Origin of the sequence: Chryseobacterium cheonjiense, from assembly GCF_012927265.1 — a bacterium.
In the GTDB taxonomy this organism is placed as follows: Bacteria; Bacteroidota; Bacteroidia; order Flavobacteriales; family Weeksellaceae; genus Chryseobacterium; species Chryseobacterium cheonjiense.
The window spans coordinates 130996-151436 of sequence record NZ_JABBGF010000003.1; the positions used below are offsets into that span (position 1 = coordinate 130996).

Consider the following 20441-nt stretch of genomic DNA (forward strand, 5'->3'; position numbering starts at 1 on the left):
CTTTGAACAAATTTACAAATTAAGATGCTATAAAGTCTTATTTTGTTCTCTATACTTGTCATAGAAACCTCCCATAACTTCGGTTGTAATTCAAAAGAGGTCCCTGATGGCAGTTAAAAATAAAAGATTTCAGAAATGAAGTATTACATCATAGCCGGAGAAGCTTCCGGAGATTTACATGGAAGCAATTTAATGAAAGCGCTTAAGCAGAAAGATCCTGACGCTGAGTTCAGGTTTTGGGGGGGCGATCTGATGACAAAACAGGGCGGAACTATCGTAAAGCATTACCGTGATCTTGCTTTCATGGGTTTTCTGGAAGTTGCGATGAACCTTCGGACCATTCTTAATAATATTAAATTCTGTAAAGAAGACATTCAAAATAACAGACCTGACGTTCTTATTCTCGTAGATTATCCGGGTTTTAATTTAAGGATTGCCAGGTTTGCAAAAGAACTTGGGATAAAAGTAGTCTATTATATTTCTCCTCAGCTTTGGGCCTGGAAAGAGGGAAGGGTGGAGATTATAAAAAAATATGTGGATGAAATGATGGTGATTCTTCCGTTTGAAGAAGATTTTTACAAGAAGCATGGTGTTCATTCTCATTTTGTGGGACACCCTTTACTGGATGCTATTTCTACCTTGCAGGATGTTAATAATGAAGATTTTAAAAGAGATAATGGTTTAAATGAAAAGGAAATTATCGCATTGCTTCCCGGATCAAGAAAACAGGAAGTCGAAAAAATGCTGCAAATCATGCTTTCGGTAAGGCCTTATTTTAAGGAATATCAGTTTGTGATTGCCGGTGCACCAAGTCTTCCTAAAGAATTTTATGAAAAATATGTAGATGATAATGTGCATTTTGTGTCTAATAAAACCTATGATCTGTTGAGGTGTTCCAGGGCAGCATTGGTAACTTCCGGAACAGCAACCCTTGAAACGGCTTTGCTTAACGTGCCGGAAGTAGTCTGCTACCGTGGAAGTAAGGTATCTTATGCAATTGCAAAAAGACTGGTAAAAAATATAAAATACATTTCTCTGGTTAATCTCATTATGGATCGAGAGGTGGTAAAAGAATTGATTCAGAATGATTTAAATACCAATAATCTTGTAGAAGAGCTAACAAAAATACTTGCAACTGAAAAAAGATTTGAAGTATTCCGGGATTATGAGCTTTTACGGCAAAAGCTGGGCGGTAAAGGAGCCAGCGATAATGCAGCTGACGTCATTTTAAAAATGTAAAATTTAAATAAATAATAATTAATCGCAGAAATTTTTTCTGCGATTTTTCTTTTGTGTAAAGAATTTAGGAGTTTTTCTAAAGTTTTAAAATATTGCTGTGCAGATTTTTTCTGAAATATATATTTTTGGAAAAACACAAACTGTTGAATAAGCAGCCTCTTCTCATTCTTGCCCTGTTTTTTATTCTTGGAATTCTTTTTCAGGATCGGTTTTCTCTGGATGAAATTTACATTTTTGCAATTATAGGTATAAGCATGATTGCTTTTGTTGCCACATTTTTTAAAAGCTTTTTTCTGTATAGGTTAAAAAAATATTTACTGTGTGTAATTTTTTTTGGAGTCGGGGTTATTCTGCATTTTTTCAATACTCACAACAGTCATATTTCTGTTACCGGTAACCAGACGATAACCTTTAAAATATCGGGAAAGCTTAATTCTAACGAAAAGAACAGAAAATATGAGGCATTTGTACAATTAGAGAAGGACGTTTTTAAGGGCATCATTTATATCCCGAAAAGTAAAGGAGCGCTAGACTTTAATCATTATTATAAAGCTCAGGCTTTTGTATTGATGCCAAAAGCCCCGCAATATGATTTTCAATTTGATTATTCAAAATACCTGAAACGTAAAAATATAGACTTTCAATGTTATGCGAATGATGAGATCCAGACTACAGTAAGAAATGATTTGAGCTGGGGCGAACAATTTTCTCAGAAAAGACTTGAAGTTCTCCAAAACATTGACGAAACGCACATGTCTTTAAGGACTAAAGAATTTCTCAAGGGAATTATTCTTGCTGACCGCACGGAAATTGATGCACAAACGGTTCAGGATTTCAACAGGTCCGGGCTGGTGCATTTTCTCGCTATTTCGGGAACCCATATTGTTGTGATTTTCGGATTGTTCTTTTTTTTATTAACGAAACTATTGCCGGTAAAATATAGGAAATACGCCATTATTGTAAGCCTCATTTTCATTTGGCTTTTCACTGTTTTTATCGGTTTTGGGAGTTCTGTGGTCCGTTCAGGTCTGATGCTCAGTATTTATTTTATGTATATTCTTCTTCAAAGAAAACCTGACCTTCTGCATGCGCTCGCTTTGTCGGCTTTTATCATTTTATTGTTTGATACTCAGCAGTTATTCGACGTTGGATTTCAATTGAGCTTTCTTGCCGTTCTTGGGATATTCTGGCTGAATCAACCTATTCTCAGTCATTTTCCGGCACAGGATAACTGGTTTAAAAAGATTATTTTCAATACCATTTCAATTTCCATTTCGGCTCAGCTGGCAACGCTTCCTTTGGTGCTGTATTATTTTCATCAGTTTTCATTTATTTCAATCGTAGCCAATTTTTTTATCGTTCCATTTTCAGAAGTTATTATTGTGTTTTCATTTTTAATGACTTTTTTAATAGCTTTCAATGCAGATTTAGAATATGTAAACTTAATATATGGATTTGTTATTAAGGTTCTGCTTAAGGTGATTCACTGGTTTGCAAGTTCTGATGCTGTATTTTATGAAAATATTCCTATGAACCTGCCTGAAGTTTTTTCTCTCTTTTTAATTGTTTTTTTATTGAGATCGGTAATTCTACCATTCAATTTTAAAAATTTTATAAGATGTATGATAGCAGCACTTACATTTTTCATGCTAAAATTGAGTTCTGATGTCTATGAAAGCAGTACGTCCGAAATTCTTATACATGATTTCTCTAAAAGCAAAGTTTTATCTGTTAAAAAAAATGATGAAGTCTGTTTCTGGATTGAAGAAAATTCGGATAAATCTAAAATTGTAAAATTTGTCATAAACCCTTACTGTGCCTCACGGCGTATAAAAAGAACAGAGATAAGGAGGCTTCCTAATGCAGTTCGGAAAATTGTTTATAAACATAAAATTTATGAAATAAATTAATTTTGACACTTAATGTTTTCCTTTATTTATAATATTTTAAGACTTATTTAGAAAGATTACAAACTGGCTATATGTGAGATTTCTCACTTTTTGTTGTAGTTAACATTTCTTAATTTTGTGGAAAATCAAATTTAAACTTATATGGCAGGTTTAACGAGTTCTACAATAGGTAGAAAATATGCTATGGCATTGTCGGCTATCTTTTTGCTGATATTTCTGGTAATGCACCTTTCTGTAAACCTTTTGTCGGTTTTTGGAGCAGATGCTTACAACAATGCTTCGCAGTTTATGGGGTATAATCCTCTTATTCAATTTGTAATGCAGCCGGTATTGATATTTGCTGTTGTCTTCCATTTTGTAATGGGATTTGTTTTGGAAATTAAAAATCAAAAAGCACGTCCTGTTAAATACGAGGCTAATAATCCTTCTCACAATTCTACCTGGATGTCTAGAAATATGATCATTTCGGGTGCTGTGGTGCTGGCTTTTATTTTTCTTCACATGTATGATTTCTGGTTTCACGAAATGAACTACAAGTATCTGGACGGGTTGCCAATTGAAGAATCACGCTTCTGGGGAGATCTGCACGCTAAATTTGCAGATGCGTGGAGAGTAATCCTTTATATTATTTCTTTCATTCTGCTGGGATTACACCTGGGACACGGTTTCCAGTCTTCTTTCCAGTCTATCGGTGCAAGACATCCAAAATATACTCCTGTAATCATGGCATTAGGAAAATGGTATTCCATCCTGATTCCTGCAGGTTTTATTTTTATCGCAATTTATCACTTTGTAACTCAATAATATCAATATACTAATATGAGTAAATTAGATTCAAAAATTCCGGCGGGTCCTTTAAAGGATAAGTGGAAAAATCATAAAGATCATATGAACCTTGTTGCACCAAACAACAGAGATAAGATTGATATTATTGTTGTTGGAACAGGTTTGGCAGGAGGTTCTGCTGCTGCTACACTGGCAGAGCAGGGATATAATGTAAAAGCATTCTGCTATCAGGATTCTCCGAGAAGAGCGCACTCTATTGCCGCTCAGGGAGGTATCAACGCAGCTAAAAATTATCAGGGAGACGGTGACTCTACCTACAGATTATTCTATGATACCATCAAAGGTGGTGACTATAGAGCAAGAGAAGCAAACGTATACCGATTGGCAGAAGTTTCTGCAAATATTATCGACCAGTGTGTTGCTCAGGGTGTTCCTTTCGGACGTGAGTACGGGGGCCAGCTTGATAACCGTTCATTTGGTGGGGTTCAGGTAAAAAGAACGTTCTACGCAAAAGGACAAACCGGTCAGCAGTTGTTATTAGGTGCTTATTCAGCCATGAGCCGTCAGATCGGTAAAGGAAGAATCAAGATGTACAACCGTCATGAAATGATGGACCTTGTGATTGTTGACGGAAAAGCAAGAGGGATTATCGCAAGAAACCTTGTAACAGGTGAAATCGAAAGACATTCTGCACACGCGGTAGTAATTGCATCCGGAGGATACGGAAACGTATATTTCTTGTCTACGAATGCAATGGGCTCCAACGTTTCTGCAGCCTGGAAAATCCACAAAAAAGGAGCGTATTTCGCAAACCCTTGTTATGTGCAGATTCACCCTACATGTATTCCGGTTCACGGAACACAGCAGTCTAAACTGACTTTGATGTCAGAATCTTTAAGAAACTCAGGAAGAATCTGGGTTCCTAAAAAGATTGAAGATGCACAGGCTATCAGAGAAGGAAAATTAAGACCTGAAAATATTAAAGAAGAAGATAGAGACTATTATCTGGAAAGAAGATATCCGGCTTTCGGTAACCTTGTACCGAGAGATGTTGCATCAAGAGCTGCTAAAGAAAGATGTGACGCCGGTTACGGAATCGAAAATAATGATACTCAGGAAGGTGTTTACCTGGATTTCTCTACAGAGATTATGAAAAAAGGTAGAGAATCGGCTATTGAAAAGCATATTCATAATCCTACTGAGCAGCAGATCTATGATTTAGGAAAAAGCTGGGTTGAAGAAAAATATGGTAACTTATTCGTAATGTATGAAAAAATTACGGCTGATGATCCTTACAAGACACCGATGAAAATCTATCCTGCCGTTCACTACACCATGGGTGGTGTTTGGGTTGATTATAACCTTCAGTCTACCATTCCTGGCTGTTTCGTAATCGGAGAAGCTAATTTCTCTGATCACGGAGCTAACAGATTGGGAGCTTCTGCTCTAATGCAGGGACTTGCAGACGGATATTTCGTACTTCCTTATACCATTGCAGATTACCTTTCTGCTGATATCAGAACAGGAGCAATTCCTACCAATTCTTCATCTTTCGACGAAGCAGAAAAAGGGATCAAAGAAAAGATAGATTTCTTCCTTAATAACAACGGAACACATTCTGTTGATCATTTCCATAAGAGATTAGGAAACATTATGTGGAATAAAGTAGGAATGGGAAGAACACCTGAAGGTTTAAGAGAAGCCATCAGAGAAATTGAAGAAGTAAGAAATGATTTCTGGAAAAATGTAAAGGTTCCCGGAGATAATGACGGAATGAATACTGAGCTTGAAAAAGCATTCAGAGTAGCAGATTTCTTAGAGCTTGGGCAGTTAATGGCCATTGATGCATTGCACAGAAATGAATCTTGTGGAGGACATTTCCGTGAAGATCACTCAACTCCGGACGGAGAAGCTGAAAGAGATGACGTAAACTTCAAATATGTAGGAGCCTGGGAATATCAGGGAGATGATATCAATACAGAAGTATTGCACAAGGAAGAACTGGTCTACGAAAATATTGAGGTAAAAACTAGAAGTTACAAATAATCTCCAACCTATAAATATAACATTATGAGTGCAAAAAAAGGCTTACATCTTACGCTGAAAATTTGGAGACAAAAAAATAATAAATCTAAAGGTCAGTTTGAGACTTATAAAATATCGGATGTTTCTACAGATTCCTCATTTTTGGAAATGTTGGACATCCTAAACGAAAATCTTATTAACGAAGGAAAAGAGCCTATCGCTTTTGATCACGACTGCCGTGAAGGAATCTGCGGAATGTGTTCTCTTTACATCAACGGTAGAGCGCACGGCCCGGATACCGGAATCACTACTTGCCAGCTTCACATGAGAATGTTTAAAGATGGCGAAACGATCGTTATCGAGCCATGGAGAAGTGCTGCTTTCCCGGTTATTAAAGATTTAATTGTAGACAGAAGCGCATTCGACAGAGTGATGGCTGCAGGAGGATTTATTTCGGTAAATACTTCAGGAAATACATTGGATGCCAATGCGATTCCGGTTCCGAAAGAAGATGCCGATAAAGCAATGGATGCTGCAGCGTGTATCTCCTGTGGTGCCTGCGTTGCTTCATGTAAAAACGGTTCTGCAATGTTATTCGTCGGTGCAAAAGTTTCTCAATATGCTCTTTTACCTCAGGGTAGAGTAGAAGCGAAGAGAAGAGTACTGAATATGGTAAAAGCCATGGATGAAGAAGGATTCGGAAACTGTTCAAATACCGGTGCGTGTGAAGTAGAATGTCCGAAAGGAATTTCTCTTGAGAATATTGCCAGAATGAACAGAGAATACATGGCAGCGTTTGTTGACAGAGGATAAAATTATTAATTATATTAAAAAGCAGCTTTCAATTGGAAGCTGCTTTTTTGATTATAATATAAAACAATATTCTGTTGATTTCTTATAAGTCTGCAATAGTAAATCCCATTTATAAATTACTGCATATAAATGTTTTATTAATGTAGGTGATATTTGAATAATCACGTAATATTTACATAATTTCAAAAATAATACTTATAAATTTAATTGTTTAATATGCGAAATCAAAGCTTTTATTTCTTTTAGTTAAATCTTTCATAAAATCCCATAAAATATGATATTTACTTGAGATGAAAAACTTATTTTTGCGTAATTATAAAATTCGAAATGAAAAAATATCTTTTATTGTTTATCATCGCGGTTTTTGCGATGTCTTGCTCTAAAAAAGTAGAAGTAAAAGGAAAAATTACCGGCGGTTCTCCACTAGAGAGAATCGAATTTATTGAAGCATCAGGTGTTGCTACTTTACCACTGATTAATATCGGAATCAACAAAGACGGAACCTTTGCAGGAAGTTTTGAAGCTCCGAAAAGCGGAATGTATGTAATGTCGTATGGCGGAAAACAAAACCTGATCTACCTGAAAGGCGGCCAAAAGCTTGAAATTACCGGAAACGGAATGAGCTTCCCTTCCGAATTCGTGGTTACCGGTGATGCCAAAAATAATAACGATTTCTTTAATGCCACCCAAAAATACCTTTCTACCTATGCTCAGACCGTAAATATGAATGAGCTGATGACAAAGGATGAAAAAACCTTCCTGAAAGGAATTGAAAAAGTTCAGGCAGATGTTACTAAAAACATTGAAGAAAATGTTAAAAAATTCAGTCCGGACAGCGAGTTGGTAGAGTGGAAAAAGAACGACCTGGCAAGTACGCTGCTTACGATTCTGAATCAGTACGAAATGAGCCATAAACAAATGGGCAACCCTTCGTTCAAAGTGACAAAAGCTTTCACTGATTACGAAAACAAGCTTCAGGAAAATAAGGATGTAATGGTAAAAGAAAATCCTTACTACAGACAATATCTTTTAACAAAAATGAGTCCGGATTTCCAAAAGTATGCACAGGCGAACAGCGCTGGGAAAACAGATGTTACCACTTCTGAATTATTTTCAGAATATTTAAAGAAGAATCAGAAAGATCTTTCACAAACCGCTAAAGATTATTTGCTTGCTTTTGTAATGGCTCAGTCAGATATTCATCCGGGATCTCCTGAAAAAACAATTGAAAAAATTAAGAAGATCATTGATACAGATATCAAAGATGCTAATATTAAAGAAGATTTAAAGAAAATTCAGTTTGCCATTAACGGTTTCAAAACCGGAGAGCAGGCTCCTGAAGCATCTCTGATCAAGGCTGATGGAAAATCATACAATCTTTCTTCAAACAAAGGAAAACCTTATATGATGATGTTTTACGCATCATGGAATCCATACATTGGTGAAGCGTCAATTCCTGTTTTGAAAGAAGTGGTGAACTTCTACAAATCAAAAATGAACTTTGTGTTTGTAAATGTAGACGATACCAAAGATCAGTTTGTGAAAACAAGCAATTCTCTTCTGAAAGGAATTCCAGGAACTAATGTTTATGGTGAGGAAGGTTTAAATTCTGATATTGCTAAAAAATACGGTGTATATGGTTTCAAATTGCCATGTTTCGTGATCGTTGATAAAGATGGAAAAATAGCAAGCAAGCCGTTCTTCAATCTTGGAGATCCTGAATTGGTAACGGTTCTTGATAAACAGACCGGGCTTTCTGCGCCAAAAGTAAATCCTAACGTTCAGCTGCAGCCTGGAGCAGGAATGGATCCTGCGGCAGCGCCACAACCGGTACCTCAGCAACCGGCAAACCCACAGCCTGCTCAAACAAAATAATTTAAATTCAATATAGATAAAACCTTGTCTTCGGATAAGGTTTTTTTTATTGTATTTTTGCAGACCGGAAGATTATCGTTTCCGGGGTACTTTGTCAAAGTTCGGATCTTTGACAAAGTTTAAACAGTAAAACAGAAAAAATTCTTAATGAAAAAGAGAAGTAAGAAAAATATTATTCTTGAAAATATAGAACTCTTAAATGCAGGCGCGAAAGGTGTTGCTATAGGCAGAACCGAAGAAGGAAAAACAGTAATGGTTACAGGTGCAATTCCGGGAGATATTGTAAATGTAAAAGTAAAAAAAGCGAAATCCAGATATTATGAAGGAGAAGCGGTAGACTTGCTTCAAAAGTCACCTTACAGAGTAGACCCAAAATGTATTCATTTCGGTGTGTGCGGAGGTTGCAAATGGCAGAATATGAGCTATGAAAAACAGCTGGATTTCAAACAGGAAGAAGTATATAATAATATCAAAAGAATCGGAGGTATTGAACATTTTGAAACAGTGCCGATTTTAGGTTCAGCAGAGCAATATTATTACAGAAATAAAATGGAATTCTCCTTTTCAAATGCCCGCTGGTTGACCCAATATGAAATAAGCTCGGAAGAGAATTTCGGAAACAGAGATGCACTGGGCTTCCATATTCCCGGTATGTGGAGTAAAATCCTTGATCTTAAAGAATGTTTCCTGCAAGAGGAGCCCTCCAATACCATTAGACTTGCGGTGAAAGAATATGCCGTTAAAAACGGTCTCGATTTTTTTGATGTGAAAAATCACGAAGGGTTTTTAAGAACTTTAATGATGAGGCAAAACTCAAAAGGAGAATGGATGGTTCTTTTTCAGTTGTACAGGGAAGAAAAAGAAAACAGGGAAAAACTTTTCCAGTTTATGCTTGAAACATTTCCTCAGATTAAAACCCTGGTATACGCTATCAATCCGAAAGCTAATGATTCTATCTACGATCTGGATATCAACGTTTACTTCGGGGAAGGATATTTAATGGAAGAAATGGACGGTCTGAAATTCAAAATCGGTCCGAAATCCTTCTTTCAGACTAATTATAAACAGGCGCTGGAACTGTATAGAAAGACGCTGGAATTTGCAGACTTGAAAGGTGATGAAGTGGTTTATGATCTCTATACAGGAACTGGTACAATTGCACAGTACGTTGCAAGAAAAGCAAAACAGGTTATTGGGATAGAATCTGTTCAGGAAGCAATTGATGCGGCTATAGAGCATGCGCAACTGAACGGGCTTACCAATACAACGTTTTATTGTGGTGATATGAAAGACATTTTTAACGATGAATTTCTCGCCAACCATCCGAAAGCAGATGTTCTGATTACCGACCCTCCAAGAGACGGAATGCATCAGAAAGTGGTAGAGCAGATTCTGAAGCTGTCACCGGAAAAAGTGGTTTATGTAAGCTGTAATTCTGCAACACAGGCCCGTGACCTGGCTTTAATGAAAGAACATTATGATGTAGTGAAAATTTTACCGGTGGATATGTTTCCGCAAACCCACCATGTTGAAAATATTGCATTGCTGATTAAGAAATAATTTATTTAAATTTGAAAAAGATCACTATTCATATGAAATCTTTTAAAATTCTATTGGCCCTATGTTTAATCAGTATGCTTTTTTCCTGCGGAGCTGATGATGATATCTGTGAAAGCGGAGAAGGGACTCCCCGAATGAAAGTCTCTTTCCTGAGCGCAGAAACCGGTAAAGAAAAACCGGTTGACTCTCTGTATGTTGCAGTTGATTACGGATCCGGAAAAGTTCAGCTGGGAGGGCAGGCAAAGATAACTTCCAGGATAATTCCTTTAAGAGTAGACGACTCTCCATACACGGATATTTATTTCCGGACAGAAAATCTTGGAGCAGAATCCAAAGTGAGAGTGAATTACACGACCAAGTCGGTTTACGTTTCTCCGGGATGCGGAATCAAAAAAACATATGAAAATTTAAATTCGGTATTAACCACATCGGCGACAGCACCTGTAAAAACTATTCAGGCCGGACAAAACTTTATTGAGAATGAAGACAAGACAAATCTTTACCTTCTTTTTTAGTGTAATAAGTATCCTGAGTTTTGCTCAGAATACCCAGGAAACAAAAAAAGAAAAATGGAAATACGAACCCAATTTTATGGTTGGTGGCGATGTGCTGAATGCCGGAGTTTCTTTTTTTTCAGACCGAAAGCTCTATCAGGGCTTTATTTCTTCTAAAATAAAAAATAATCTGCATGCCATTGTGGAAGCCGGATTCGAATCTAATATTTACCAGAAGAATAACTACGACGTTAAGGCAAATGGACCTTTTGTGAAAATAGGAGCTTTCTATATGCTTGCAAAAGATCCGGAGAATGAATTCAATGGTTTCTATGCCGGCGGAAAAGCAGGGGGAGCTTTTTATACCCAGGAATATATGGCCGTGCCGGTTCGTGGCTATGGAGGAAGCAGTTCTTCCGTTTCTTTTCCATCTTCGTCACAATCTTCTTATTGGCTTGAAGGAACAATCGGTGGTAGGGTACAGCTGTTCGAATCCAATTTTTTCATTGATGTAAACCTTCAGCCCAGATATCTTGTAGCCACTACCAAACAGGACGATATACAGCCAATGATTGTTCCGGGCTTTGGAAAAAGCTCTTCAAAATTCAATATGGGATTTGCGTGGAATATTGCTTATAAGTTTTAAAAATATTTTAAAATATTAATCTGATCCTTCCTTATTTGGGAGGATTTCTTTTTGAATGTTAATGTTAAAATATTAATTTATTAGAAATTATGATATTTTCATTATTTTTAATAATTCGTTGAATAATTAAAAATATTTTTTTAGTTATAAAGTGTATAATTTCTTAAAACTGTTAAATAATAATACTTTATTTATAAATAATATTAATAATAATTTATTTATTAACATTAAAACATCGGTGATATTGCGTTTTTATTAGGTGAAAACTAGCAAATAATATATATTTGCAAACTAAATATTTCTAATGCAAAAATCTAAATCTTTTAAGGCTGTACTTTTGCTTTCCTCAATGTGTATTACTCTTGTTAATGCTCAGAACAAGAATGATAAAAAGAAAGCAGAGTTTGTTAGTACAAAATCTCCATCTGAGCTTGTAAATTCTCATGGATTTGAAAGGTGCTCTACTGAGGAATATGAGAAATATCTTCAGGAAAAAAATCCAAAAAGGATGACAAAGGAACAGTTTGAATCATGGCTGGCTCCTCTCATTAAAAATGCAAAAGTAGAAAAATCACAAAACGGTAATATTATCACAATACCGGTAGTAGTACATGTTATCCATAATGGGCAAAACGTAGGAGTCGGGCCAAATATTGTTGATGAGCAGGTAATGTCTCAAATTACAGTTATGAATAATGATTATCGCAGGCTTGCTTCTACGCCGGGTTTCAATTCCAACCCTGTCGGTGCAGATACACAAATTCAGTTTGCTTTGGCTAAAGTAGATCCCAACGGCAATCCTACCAATGGAATTGATAGAGTAAATCTTTGTCAGGCCTCATGGTCTCAGGCTCAGATTGAAACATTTGTGAAACCTGAAACAATTTGGGATCCAACACAGTATATGAATATGTGGAGTGTTAATTTCCCTAATACTTCTTCTATATTGGGATATGCTCAGTTTCCAGATTCTAATCTTCCAGGGCTAGATCCTATTGGTGGAGAAGCATATACTGATGGAGTTGTAGCGAGATACTCTACTTTTGGAAGCAGTGATTATGATACCAATAACACTTTTAATCTCGATGCTCCTTATGATAAGGGAAGAACAATGACCCATGAAGTTGGTCACTTCTTAGGATTAAGACATATTTGGGGAGATGATACTTGCGGAACAGATTATTGCGACGATACCCCAACTGCACATCATGAAAATTATAATTGTCCGCAGGGTATAGTGAGCTGTAATGATCTTTCACTTTATGAGATGGTACAAAATTACATGGATTATACTGATGATACATGTATGAATATTTTTACAATTAACCAGAAAGACAGACTTCGTACTGTTATGGATAATTCACCAAGAAGAATTGAACTGAAGACATCTACAAAAGATGTTGCAATTGCTTTATTTCCGAATGATGCTGAGGTTAAATTAGAAAGAGAATGTACAACCGTTAACTGCTCAAGTACAACACAAAATCCTAAGATTTCACTTTATAACAGAGGTACAAGCCCTATGACTTCTGCGGTAATTACTTATACTGTTAATGGTAATACACAGACTTATAACTGGAGTGGTAATTTAGCTCCGAATAAATATGTTGTAATTTCACTTCCTATAAGTGCAACGGCTTTAGGAGGTAGAATGAATATTAACGTAACTTCTGTAAATGGAGTTGCTGATCAACGTACTTCCAACAGCAATATTATAGTTAATTATTTAGGTGCTCCTACAAGAGTTGATTTAAATGTTGTTTTCAAGCTTCAGCTTGATCCTTATGGAAGCGAAACATCTTGGACTCTTAAAAACAGTGCCGGAACTACTGTATATAGCAGTCCTGCAGGTGGTTATGGCAATTCAGCTGGTCTACCAGCCTTAATTACTCAAAACTGGACCCTAAACCCTAATGAGTGTTATACTTTTACAATTAATGATACTTATGGTGACGGTATTTATCAGTTCGGTGGAAACTATAGCATTACTTCTCAATCCGGAGCAATATTACTTACGGGTTCTCATTATAGCACCACTCAAAGCAGAACATTAAAAGCGCAGGTTTTAGCAACCAATGATGTGACTGGACCTGCCAACGGAATTCAGATATATCCGAACCCAGTATCAGATATTTTAAATGTTACTAAAGTTTCTGATAAAACATCGTATAAAATCTACAGCGCTGCCGGTCAATTGGTAAGACAAGGTAATATCAACAGCGGAAAAATCAATGTTTCTGAATTGATTAAAGGTGGTTATGTAATTACGATTGAAGAAAAAGGAAAAGATGTATTCACTTCCAAATTCATCAAAAAATAATAAGATAATTTAAATGATTAATTGTAATCCTCAGGGCAACCTGAGGATTTTTTTTTGCTATAATAAATTTGGTGATGTTATTTTCAATAATATAATTGCAGACAACGTACGGAAACAACTGGATCAATAATATTTATTCTAATATAGGGGATAAAAATTGTGAAATTTGTATAAAAAAAATATATGCATTTTCATATTAATAATAAAAAATGATTAGATTTGTGTAATTAATATAATATTGAGAAAGTTATGAAGAAAAAATTTACTTCTTTCTTTTTCCTCTTTTTGTTTGCGATTACCAGTGCACAATGGAGTCCCACGACATTCAGGGGAGAAAAAACAAGAGCAGGCTCAGATAATAAGAGCTATTACACTCTGGACATTTCTTTACTAAAGTCTCAATTGGCAAAAGCACAGGAAACGGGTAAAAATGCAAAGCCCGTCACCATCTCGTTGCCAACTGTAGAAGGAAAAATCGAAAAATTTGCCGTCTACAGCTTCCCCGTTGTAGTTAAGGAACTGGCAGACCAGTATCAGCTGGGATCTTACGTAGGAGTTGGGATTGATGATCCCGGTAAATACTTAAGATTCAGCTTAGCACCGGATGATTTTCAGTCGATGATCATTAAAAACGGTGTCTATGAATTTATAGAGCCGGCCGACAAAGGCAAAACTGTTTATGGCGTGCACCCAAAAACTGACAAAAGCAATGAAGGCTTCCTATGCTCTATGAACGAGGATAGACTATCAAAACAAGAGATAGCTAACCTTTATAAAACAGGGAAATCATTTAATAACCAAACCAATGATTTCTCAAAGTCTTCTGACAAAAAATACAGGACAATGCGTCTTGCAATGTCTGTAACTGGAGAATATACCCAATATTTCGGAGGTACGGTAGCTAATGCTTTAACAGCTGTAAATGCTACATTAACCAGAGTGAATGGAGTGTTTGAAAAAGATTTTGCTTTACACCTTAATTTACAGAACTATCCGGGAGTAATTTATACAGATCCGGGAACGGATCCGTATTCTCCTGCAGCACAGATGAACAACTGGAATCTGCAGCTGCAACAAACGCTAACTGCTAACGTGGGAAGTGCCAATTATGATATCGGGCACTTATTCGGAGCTTCAGGAGGTGGAGGAAATGCAGGATGTATAGGATGTGTATGTATTGATCCGGCTAACAATAATGCAACACAGAAAGGTTCGGGATACACTTCTCCTGCGGATGGTATTCCACAGGGAGACAATTTTGATATTGACTATGTAGCTCATGAGATGGGACACCAGTTAGGAGCAAATCATACATTTTCACATGCTCTTGAAACAGCAGGTGTAAACGTGGAACCTGGTTCTGGTTCTACTATTATGGGATATGCAGGAATTACAGGAACCAATACTGACGTTCAGGCTCATTCAGATCCTTATTTCCATGCAGTAAGTATTACCCAGGTTCAGAACAATCTTACCAGTAAGACCTGTGATGTTGAAACGTCCATTACCAATAATCCGCCTGTAATAACACCATTACCTACCTATAATATTCCTAAAGGAACGGCATTCGTATTAACAGCATCTGCAACAGATGCCGAAAACGATCCGATGACCTATTGCTGGGAACAGGTAGATAATGCTAATGTAACTATTAATAAAAACAATCTTGGAACAACAGCAAGTGGAGCTATGTTCAGGTCATTTAATCCGACTACTAGCCCTACAAGATATTTCCCTAAGTTATCATCAGTATTAGCTGGTGTTTTAAATAATTCTAATAATGGATGGGAATCGGTATCTACTGTTGCGAGAACTACAAATTTCAGAGTTACGGTAAGAGACAATAATCCCGTTCCTACGCAACAGCAGACACAGTTTGCCAATCAGCAGATTGTAGTAGGTAACGATGGACCTTTTAAAGTAACTTCCACAACCGCTTATAACAATGCACCAACTCCTATTACATGGGATGTGGTGAATACTACGGCGGCACCATACAATGTAGCTAATGTTAAAATTGATTATACAACCGATAACGGAGTTACTTGGACAGTAGCATCAGCTTCTACGGCTAACGATGGTAATGAGTCTTTAACTCTTACAGGTCTTACTGTTGGAGGTAATGTTAAAATCAGAGTAAGTGCCATTGGAAATGTATTCTATGCAATTGGAAGTGCTACGGTAACGAGTTTAGCAAGTTGTACAGGTGCAGCTCCAACAGGTATTGCAGTATCTGCTATTACGCAAACTACCGCTACTGTGACATGGACTGCTGCGGCAAATGCAACGTATGTAATTCAGTACCGTCCGGTAGGAAGTACTACATGGACTACGGTTACGTCTACAGGAAACTCTGTGAACCTTACCGGTTTAAGTGATGGTATTCAGTATGAAGTACAGGTTGCTACAGTTTGTAACGGAGTGCAGGGAGCTTTCTCTTCCTCAACAAACTTTACGACTTTAGGTCTTACTTACTGTAACATGACGTCAAGTAACTTTAATGATGAATATATTTCTAATGTTACGGTAACTCCTACTGGCGCTTCAGTAATGAGTAATAACTCAGGAGGTTCTACCTATACAGATTATACAACCACACCAAGTGCTCTTGTAAATCTTGTGATAGGATCTGCAAACAATACAGTATCTGTTACCAAATTCTGGACAGGAACTACATTCAGTGAAGCGGTAGGTGTTTGGATTGATTTCAACAGAAACGGCGTTTTTGAAACATCTGAGCAGGTAATGAACTCTCCGGCTAATACAACAACTCCTGTTTCAGCTACTTTCGCTGTTCCTGCAAATGCCTATAACGGTCCTGCTACAACAAGAATGAGAGTGGTAATGCAGTTCAGTTCTTCTCCTGTAATGTGTACAAGTTTTACATATGGAGAAGTGGAAGATTATGCTGTAAAATTAATTCAGCCTATTCCTTGTACAAGCAATGCCCCGTTGAACCTTACGGTTACCAACCTTACGGCGACTTCCGCTTATGTAATGTGGGATCCGGCTGCGGGAGCTACTTATGTATTACAGTACAGACCCGTTGGCTCTACAACATGGACAACAGTTCCTTTAACATCGAATGCATACACCATCAATGGTTTAACAGAACAGACTTCTTATGAAGTTCAGGTTGCCTATGTATGTTCAGGAACTACAGGAACATTTACGGCTCCTTACCAGTTCACGACACCGCAAGTAACCTATTGTAATATTACTTCAACAAATAATACCAATGGTTATATTTCTAATGTAACAGTGGCTCCTACCAACTCATATGTTATGAGTAATAATTCAGGGGCAAATACATATACAAACTATTCAGCAGATCCTGCTAAATTGGTTACATTAGTTCGTAACTCCACAAACAACAGTATCTCCGTTTCAAAATCATGGTTAACGACAACAACTTCTTCATTAGCTGTTGGAGCATGGATCGATTTCAACAGAAACGGAATTTTTGAGACAACGGAAAGAGTAATCAGCACTACTGCGAATACCACTACTCCGATAAGTGCTACATTTACTGTTCCCGGAACTTCATACAATGGACCGCTGACTTTAAGAATGAGAGTTATTTTCTCCACAAGCAGCATTACAGATCCTTGTGCAACGGTAGCCAATGGTGAAATTGAAGATTACGCTGTTAAGATCATTGATCTTGCGCCTTGTACAACAGCAGCGCCATCTCCGATTGTTGTTTCAAATATTACTGCTTCTACAGCTTTAGTTTCTTGGATTAATGCTACGGGAGCTACATACTCTTTAAGATACAGAACAGGTACTGGTGCATGGACAACTATTGCCCCTGCAACAAATCCTTATACTATTATAAACCTGAACGGTGCTACAACTTATGAAGTACAGGTAGCTACTACTTGTGGCGGTACTACAGGGCCATGGTCTACTTCAGTGAACTTTACAACGCCTGCTATATCATATTGTAACTCAGGTACAGCAACGGTTAGTGATGGGTTTATTAATAATATTACGGTAACAGGTACAGCTACGCCTACGATGTCTAATAACTCCGGAGCAAGCACCTATACCGATTATTCTAACGATCCTACTAAAATCATCACGTTAGCAAGAAACTCTACCAACAACGTACTTTCTGTTGGAAGAACAATTTTGTCAAGTACATATTCTACTTATGCCTGGATAGACTTTAACGGTGACGGAATATTTAATAATAATCCGACAACGGTTGCAGGAGGTGAAAGAATTATGAATCTTGGATATTCTTCTACAACACCAGTTACGGCGACATTCCCAGTTCCGGCAGGAGCATATGCAGGAACAAACAAAGTGAAAATGCGTGTTATTGTATATTTCCTTACACCAACAGATGCATGTTCACCTCTTACAAGTAATGGGGAAGTTGAAGATTATCAGGTGAAATTTGTAGATATTCAGCCATGTACAACGGCGGCTCCTACGGGAATTACCGTGTCAAATCTTAGTGCTACTACTGCTACCATATCTTGGATTTCATCTACAGGTGCTACTTATCTTGTAAGATGGAGAACAACAAACCCGGTAGGAGCATGGAATGTGTCTCCTGCGCCAATTACAGGAAACAGCTTTAATATTACAGCTCTTACCGAGCAGACAGCTTATGAAGTACAGGTTGCTACGATTTGTGGTGGAACTCAGGGACCTTGGTCTCCTTCTACACCATTTACGACGCCGCCGATTAGCTATTGTAATATGACGGGTACAGGCACAACTGATTTCATTTCTAATGTGACGGTAACTTCAGTGAATCCGGGTATTCCTCCAATGAGTAATACGTCTGTTCAAACTAATTACATCAGCTATACGACTCCGGCTACTTTAATTAATCTTGAAATTGGATCTACCGGAAATCAACTTTCAGTATCCAAAGGAGCAACTCAAAATGATGCAGTCTCTGCTTGGATTGATTTTAACAGAAACGGAGTCTTTGAAACTTCAGAGCAGATTATGGCTTCTGCAGCTAGTACCACCAGTCCTGTAACAGCATTGTTTGGTGTACCTGCCAATGCATATAACGGAAACCTTACTACTACAATGAGGGTTGTTCTCAGACGTACGACTGCTCCTGTAATGTGTCAGAATGCCGTAAACGGAGAAGTTGAAGATTATGCAGTGAGATTGAGACCGTGTGCAACAACGGCTCCTACCAACATAACGTTCAACACGATTACACATACATCTGCTAATGTTACCTGGACAGTACCTACCGGAGGTCTTACTTTTATCGTAAGATATAGAGTAGCCGGTACAGGAACCTGGTCACAAGTGGTGGCTTCTACATTAACCGGAAACCCACCATTGGCACTTACAGGATTAACACCTGCAACAACCTATGAAGTACAGATTGCGGCAAGCTGCGGTACAACGCCGGGAACATTTACACCAGTTCAGACATTCACAACAAGATGTGACCCTACACCTCCGAATGTAACTATCGGTACGGTAACAGCAACCACTGCGGTAGTAAGTTGGTCTCCGATTGTAGCGAGTGCAACCTATGTATTAAGATACAGAATCACAGGAACAGGTATTTGGACTACTGTAAATATTACAGCAGCACCATTAAATACATATACTCTTACTGGTTTAAGCCCGTATACAACATATGAGGTACAGGTTGCTAATAAATGTAATGGTGAGACAACAGTAAATACATGGTCTAACCCTAAAGTATTTACAACAGAAAGAACGTGTGAATTACCACCTCCGGGATTAACGATTACCAATCTTACTCCTACAACAGCAGTTGTGGTATGGGATCCTTTCCCTGGAGCTACCTATATCCTGAGATATAGAAAAGTAGGTATTCCAAGCTGGACAACAGTGACTTCAAATACGAACACCATTACACTGACAGGTTTACTGGAATTGACACAATACGAAATGCAGGTTGCCAATGTATGTAGCGGAACACCGGGAACATATACACTTCCATATTTCTTCACAACTCCTACAATTGTGTATTGTCAGATGTCAGCGGCATCATCCACTGCGGGATATGTTTCGAAAGTTAAGGTTACTCCGAATGGTAAACCTGTTATGGAAAATCCATCAGGAGCTTCCAACTATACAGATTATACAGGTGTTACAACTAAGTTTATAGAATTGATTCAGGGTTCATCAAATAACCAGATTACAATCGATAAAAAACTTTCCGGAAATACCGAAGCAGGAGTAGCAGTTTGGATCGACTTCAACCGAAATGGATATTTCGATATCAATGAAAGAGTAATGGCAGTTGCACCGAATACCGATCCTACGGTGAGTACAACATTTACAGTACCGGCAGATGCTTTCATCAGCTTAACAGACTATAAATATGTTGTAATGAGAGTGGCGTTGGCAAAAGATGCTATTCCGGTGAACTGTACCAATATTCCTAACGGTGAAGTAGAAGATTATACTGTAAGGATTTCTAAACTTCCTGTTCCTAACCCGATCAACCAGACGGATATCTTAATTTATCCTAACCCGGTTAGTTCAGTATTGTATGTGAAAAATATCAGCAAAAAAGCGAATTATAAGATCTACAATGCAGCAGGACAGTTGGTGTCAAGCGGAATTATTCTGAATAACAAAATCGATGTGCACACCCTTATCAATGGTGTTTACTTAATCGATATTCAGGATGGAAATGAGATTACCGCTCAGAAGAAATTCATCAAAGAATAAATCATTTAATTATTAATCACTTCACAGGCTCTCAGTAATGGGAGCCTGTTTTTCTTTGAAATTAATGACTTTTTTAAAAT

11 protein-coding genes are annotated in these 20441 nt (G+C 37.5%); all 11 read left to right on the top strand.

The annotated features are described in order from the left end of the window. Positions 1 to 135 precede the first annotated feature (135 nt). The gene (gene lpxB, locus HHL20_RS15485; protein WP_169232100.1) at positions 136 to 1239 is read left to right on the top strand and encodes a lipid-A-disaccharide synthase; all 1104 of its coding nucleotides are present in this window, start codon (positions 136 to 138) and stop codon (positions 1237 to 1239) included. Between the two features lie 125 nt (positions 1240 to 1364). Further along, positions 1365 to 3149, top strand: a complete 1785-nt coding sequence (locus tag HHL20_RS15490) for a ComEC/Rec2 family competence protein (protein WP_228463204.1) — start codon at positions 1365 to 1367, stop codon at positions 3147 to 3149. A gap of 141 nt (positions 3150 to 3290) precedes the next feature. Next, positions 3291 to 3953, top strand: a complete 663-nt coding sequence (locus HHL20_RS15495; RefSeq protein ID WP_169232101.1) for a succinate dehydrogenase cytochrome b subunit — start codon at positions 3291 to 3293, stop codon at positions 3951 to 3953. A gap of 15 nt (positions 3954 to 3968) precedes the next feature. After that, complete coding sequence (locus HHL20_RS15500; protein WP_169232102.1) at positions 3969 to 5981, top strand: fumarate reductase/succinate dehydrogenase flavoprotein subunit; 2013 nt, start codon at positions 3969 to 3971, stop codon at positions 5979 to 5981. 24 nt (positions 5982 to 6005) lie between these two features. Beyond that, complete coding sequence (locus HHL20_RS15505; protein ID WP_072883500.1) at positions 6006 to 6773, top strand: succinate dehydrogenase/fumarate reductase iron-sulfur subunit; 768 nt, start codon at positions 6006 to 6008, stop codon at positions 6771 to 6773. A gap of 327 nt (positions 6774 to 7100) precedes the next feature. Further along, a complete protein-coding gene (locus HHL20_RS15510) occupies positions 7101 to 8648 on the top strand; it encodes a TlpA family protein disulfide reductase (protein ID WP_169232103.1) in 1548 nt (515 codons plus the stop codon). A 147-nt stretch (positions 8649 to 8795) separates the two neighbouring features. Continuing rightward, positions 8796 to 10208 (top strand): 23S rRNA (uracil(1939)-C(5))-methyltransferase RlmD, encoded by a 1413-nt coding sequence (gene rlmD, locus HHL20_RS15515; protein ID WP_169232104.1) that lies wholly within the window; start codon positions 8796 to 8798, stop codon positions 10206 to 10208. A 32-nt stretch (positions 10209 to 10240) separates the two neighbouring features. Further along, positions 10241 to 10723 carry a DUF6452 family protein gene (locus tag HHL20_RS15520; RefSeq protein WP_169232105.1) on the top strand — a complete coding sequence of 161 codons (483 nt, stop codon included), beginning with the start codon at positions 10241 to 10243 and terminating at the stop codon, positions 10721 to 10723. Continuing rightward, positions 10689 to 11348: a DUF6048 family protein gene (locus HHL20_RS15525; protein ID WP_169232106.1), complete on the top strand. Its 660-nt coding sequence runs from the start codon at positions 10689 to 10691 to the stop codon at positions 11346 to 11348. Before HHL20_RS15520 ends, HHL20_RS15525 begins: the two co-directional genes overlap by 35 nt. Before the next feature lie 304 nt (positions 11349 to 11652). After that, positions 11653 to 13668 (top strand): M43 family zinc metalloprotease, encoded by a 2016-nt coding sequence (locus HHL20_RS15530; RefSeq protein WP_169232107.1) that lies wholly within the window; start codon positions 11653 to 11655, stop codon positions 13666 to 13668. Between the two features lie 249 nt (positions 13669 to 13917). Beyond that, positions 13918 to 20361: a GEVED domain-containing protein gene (locus tag HHL20_RS15535; protein WP_169232108.1), complete on the top strand. Its 6444-nt coding sequence runs from the start codon at positions 13918 to 13920 to the stop codon at positions 20359 to 20361. Positions 20362 to 20441: the final 80 nt, after the last annotated feature.

Excerpts from the sequence above, each read along its gene's own strand:
- HHL20_RS15505 (WP_072883500.1), top strand. The coding sequence starts at position 6,006 with ATGAGTGCAAAAAAAGGCTTACATCTTACGCTGAAAATTTGGAGACAA.
- lpxB (WP_169232100.1), top strand. The coding sequence starts at position 136 with ATGAAGTATTACATCATAGCCGGAGAAGCTTCCGGAGATTTACATGGA.
- HHL20_RS15495 (WP_169232101.1), top strand. The coding sequence starts at position 3,291 with ATGGCAGGTTTAACGAGTTCTACAATAGGTAGAAAATATGCTATGGCA.
- HHL20_RS15510 (WP_169232103.1), top strand. The coding sequence starts at position 7,101 with ATGAAAAAATATCTTTTATTGTTTATCATCGCGGTTTTTGCGATGTCT.
- HHL20_RS15535 (WP_169232108.1), top strand. The coding sequence starts at position 13,918 with ATGAAGAAAAAATTTACTTCTTTCTTTTTCCTCTTTTTGTTTGCGATT.
- HHL20_RS15530 (WP_169232107.1), top strand. The coding sequence starts at position 11,653 with ATGCAAAAATCTAAATCTTTTAAGGCTGTACTTTTGCTTTCCTCAATG.
- HHL20_RS15500 (WP_169232102.1), top strand. The coding sequence starts at position 3,969 with ATGAGTAAATTAGATTCAAAAATTCCGGCGGGTCCTTTAAAGGATAAG.
- rlmD (WP_169232104.1), top strand. The coding sequence starts at position 8,796 with ATGAAAAAGAGAAGTAAGAAAAATATTATTCTTGAAAATATAGAACTC.
- HHL20_RS15525 (WP_169232106.1), top strand. The coding sequence starts at position 10,689 with ATGAAGACAAGACAAATCTTTACCTTCTTTTTTAGTGTAATAAGTATC.
- HHL20_RS15520 (WP_169232105.1), top strand. The coding sequence starts at position 10,241 with ATGAAATCTTTTAAAATTCTATTGGCCCTATGTTTAATCAGTATGCTT.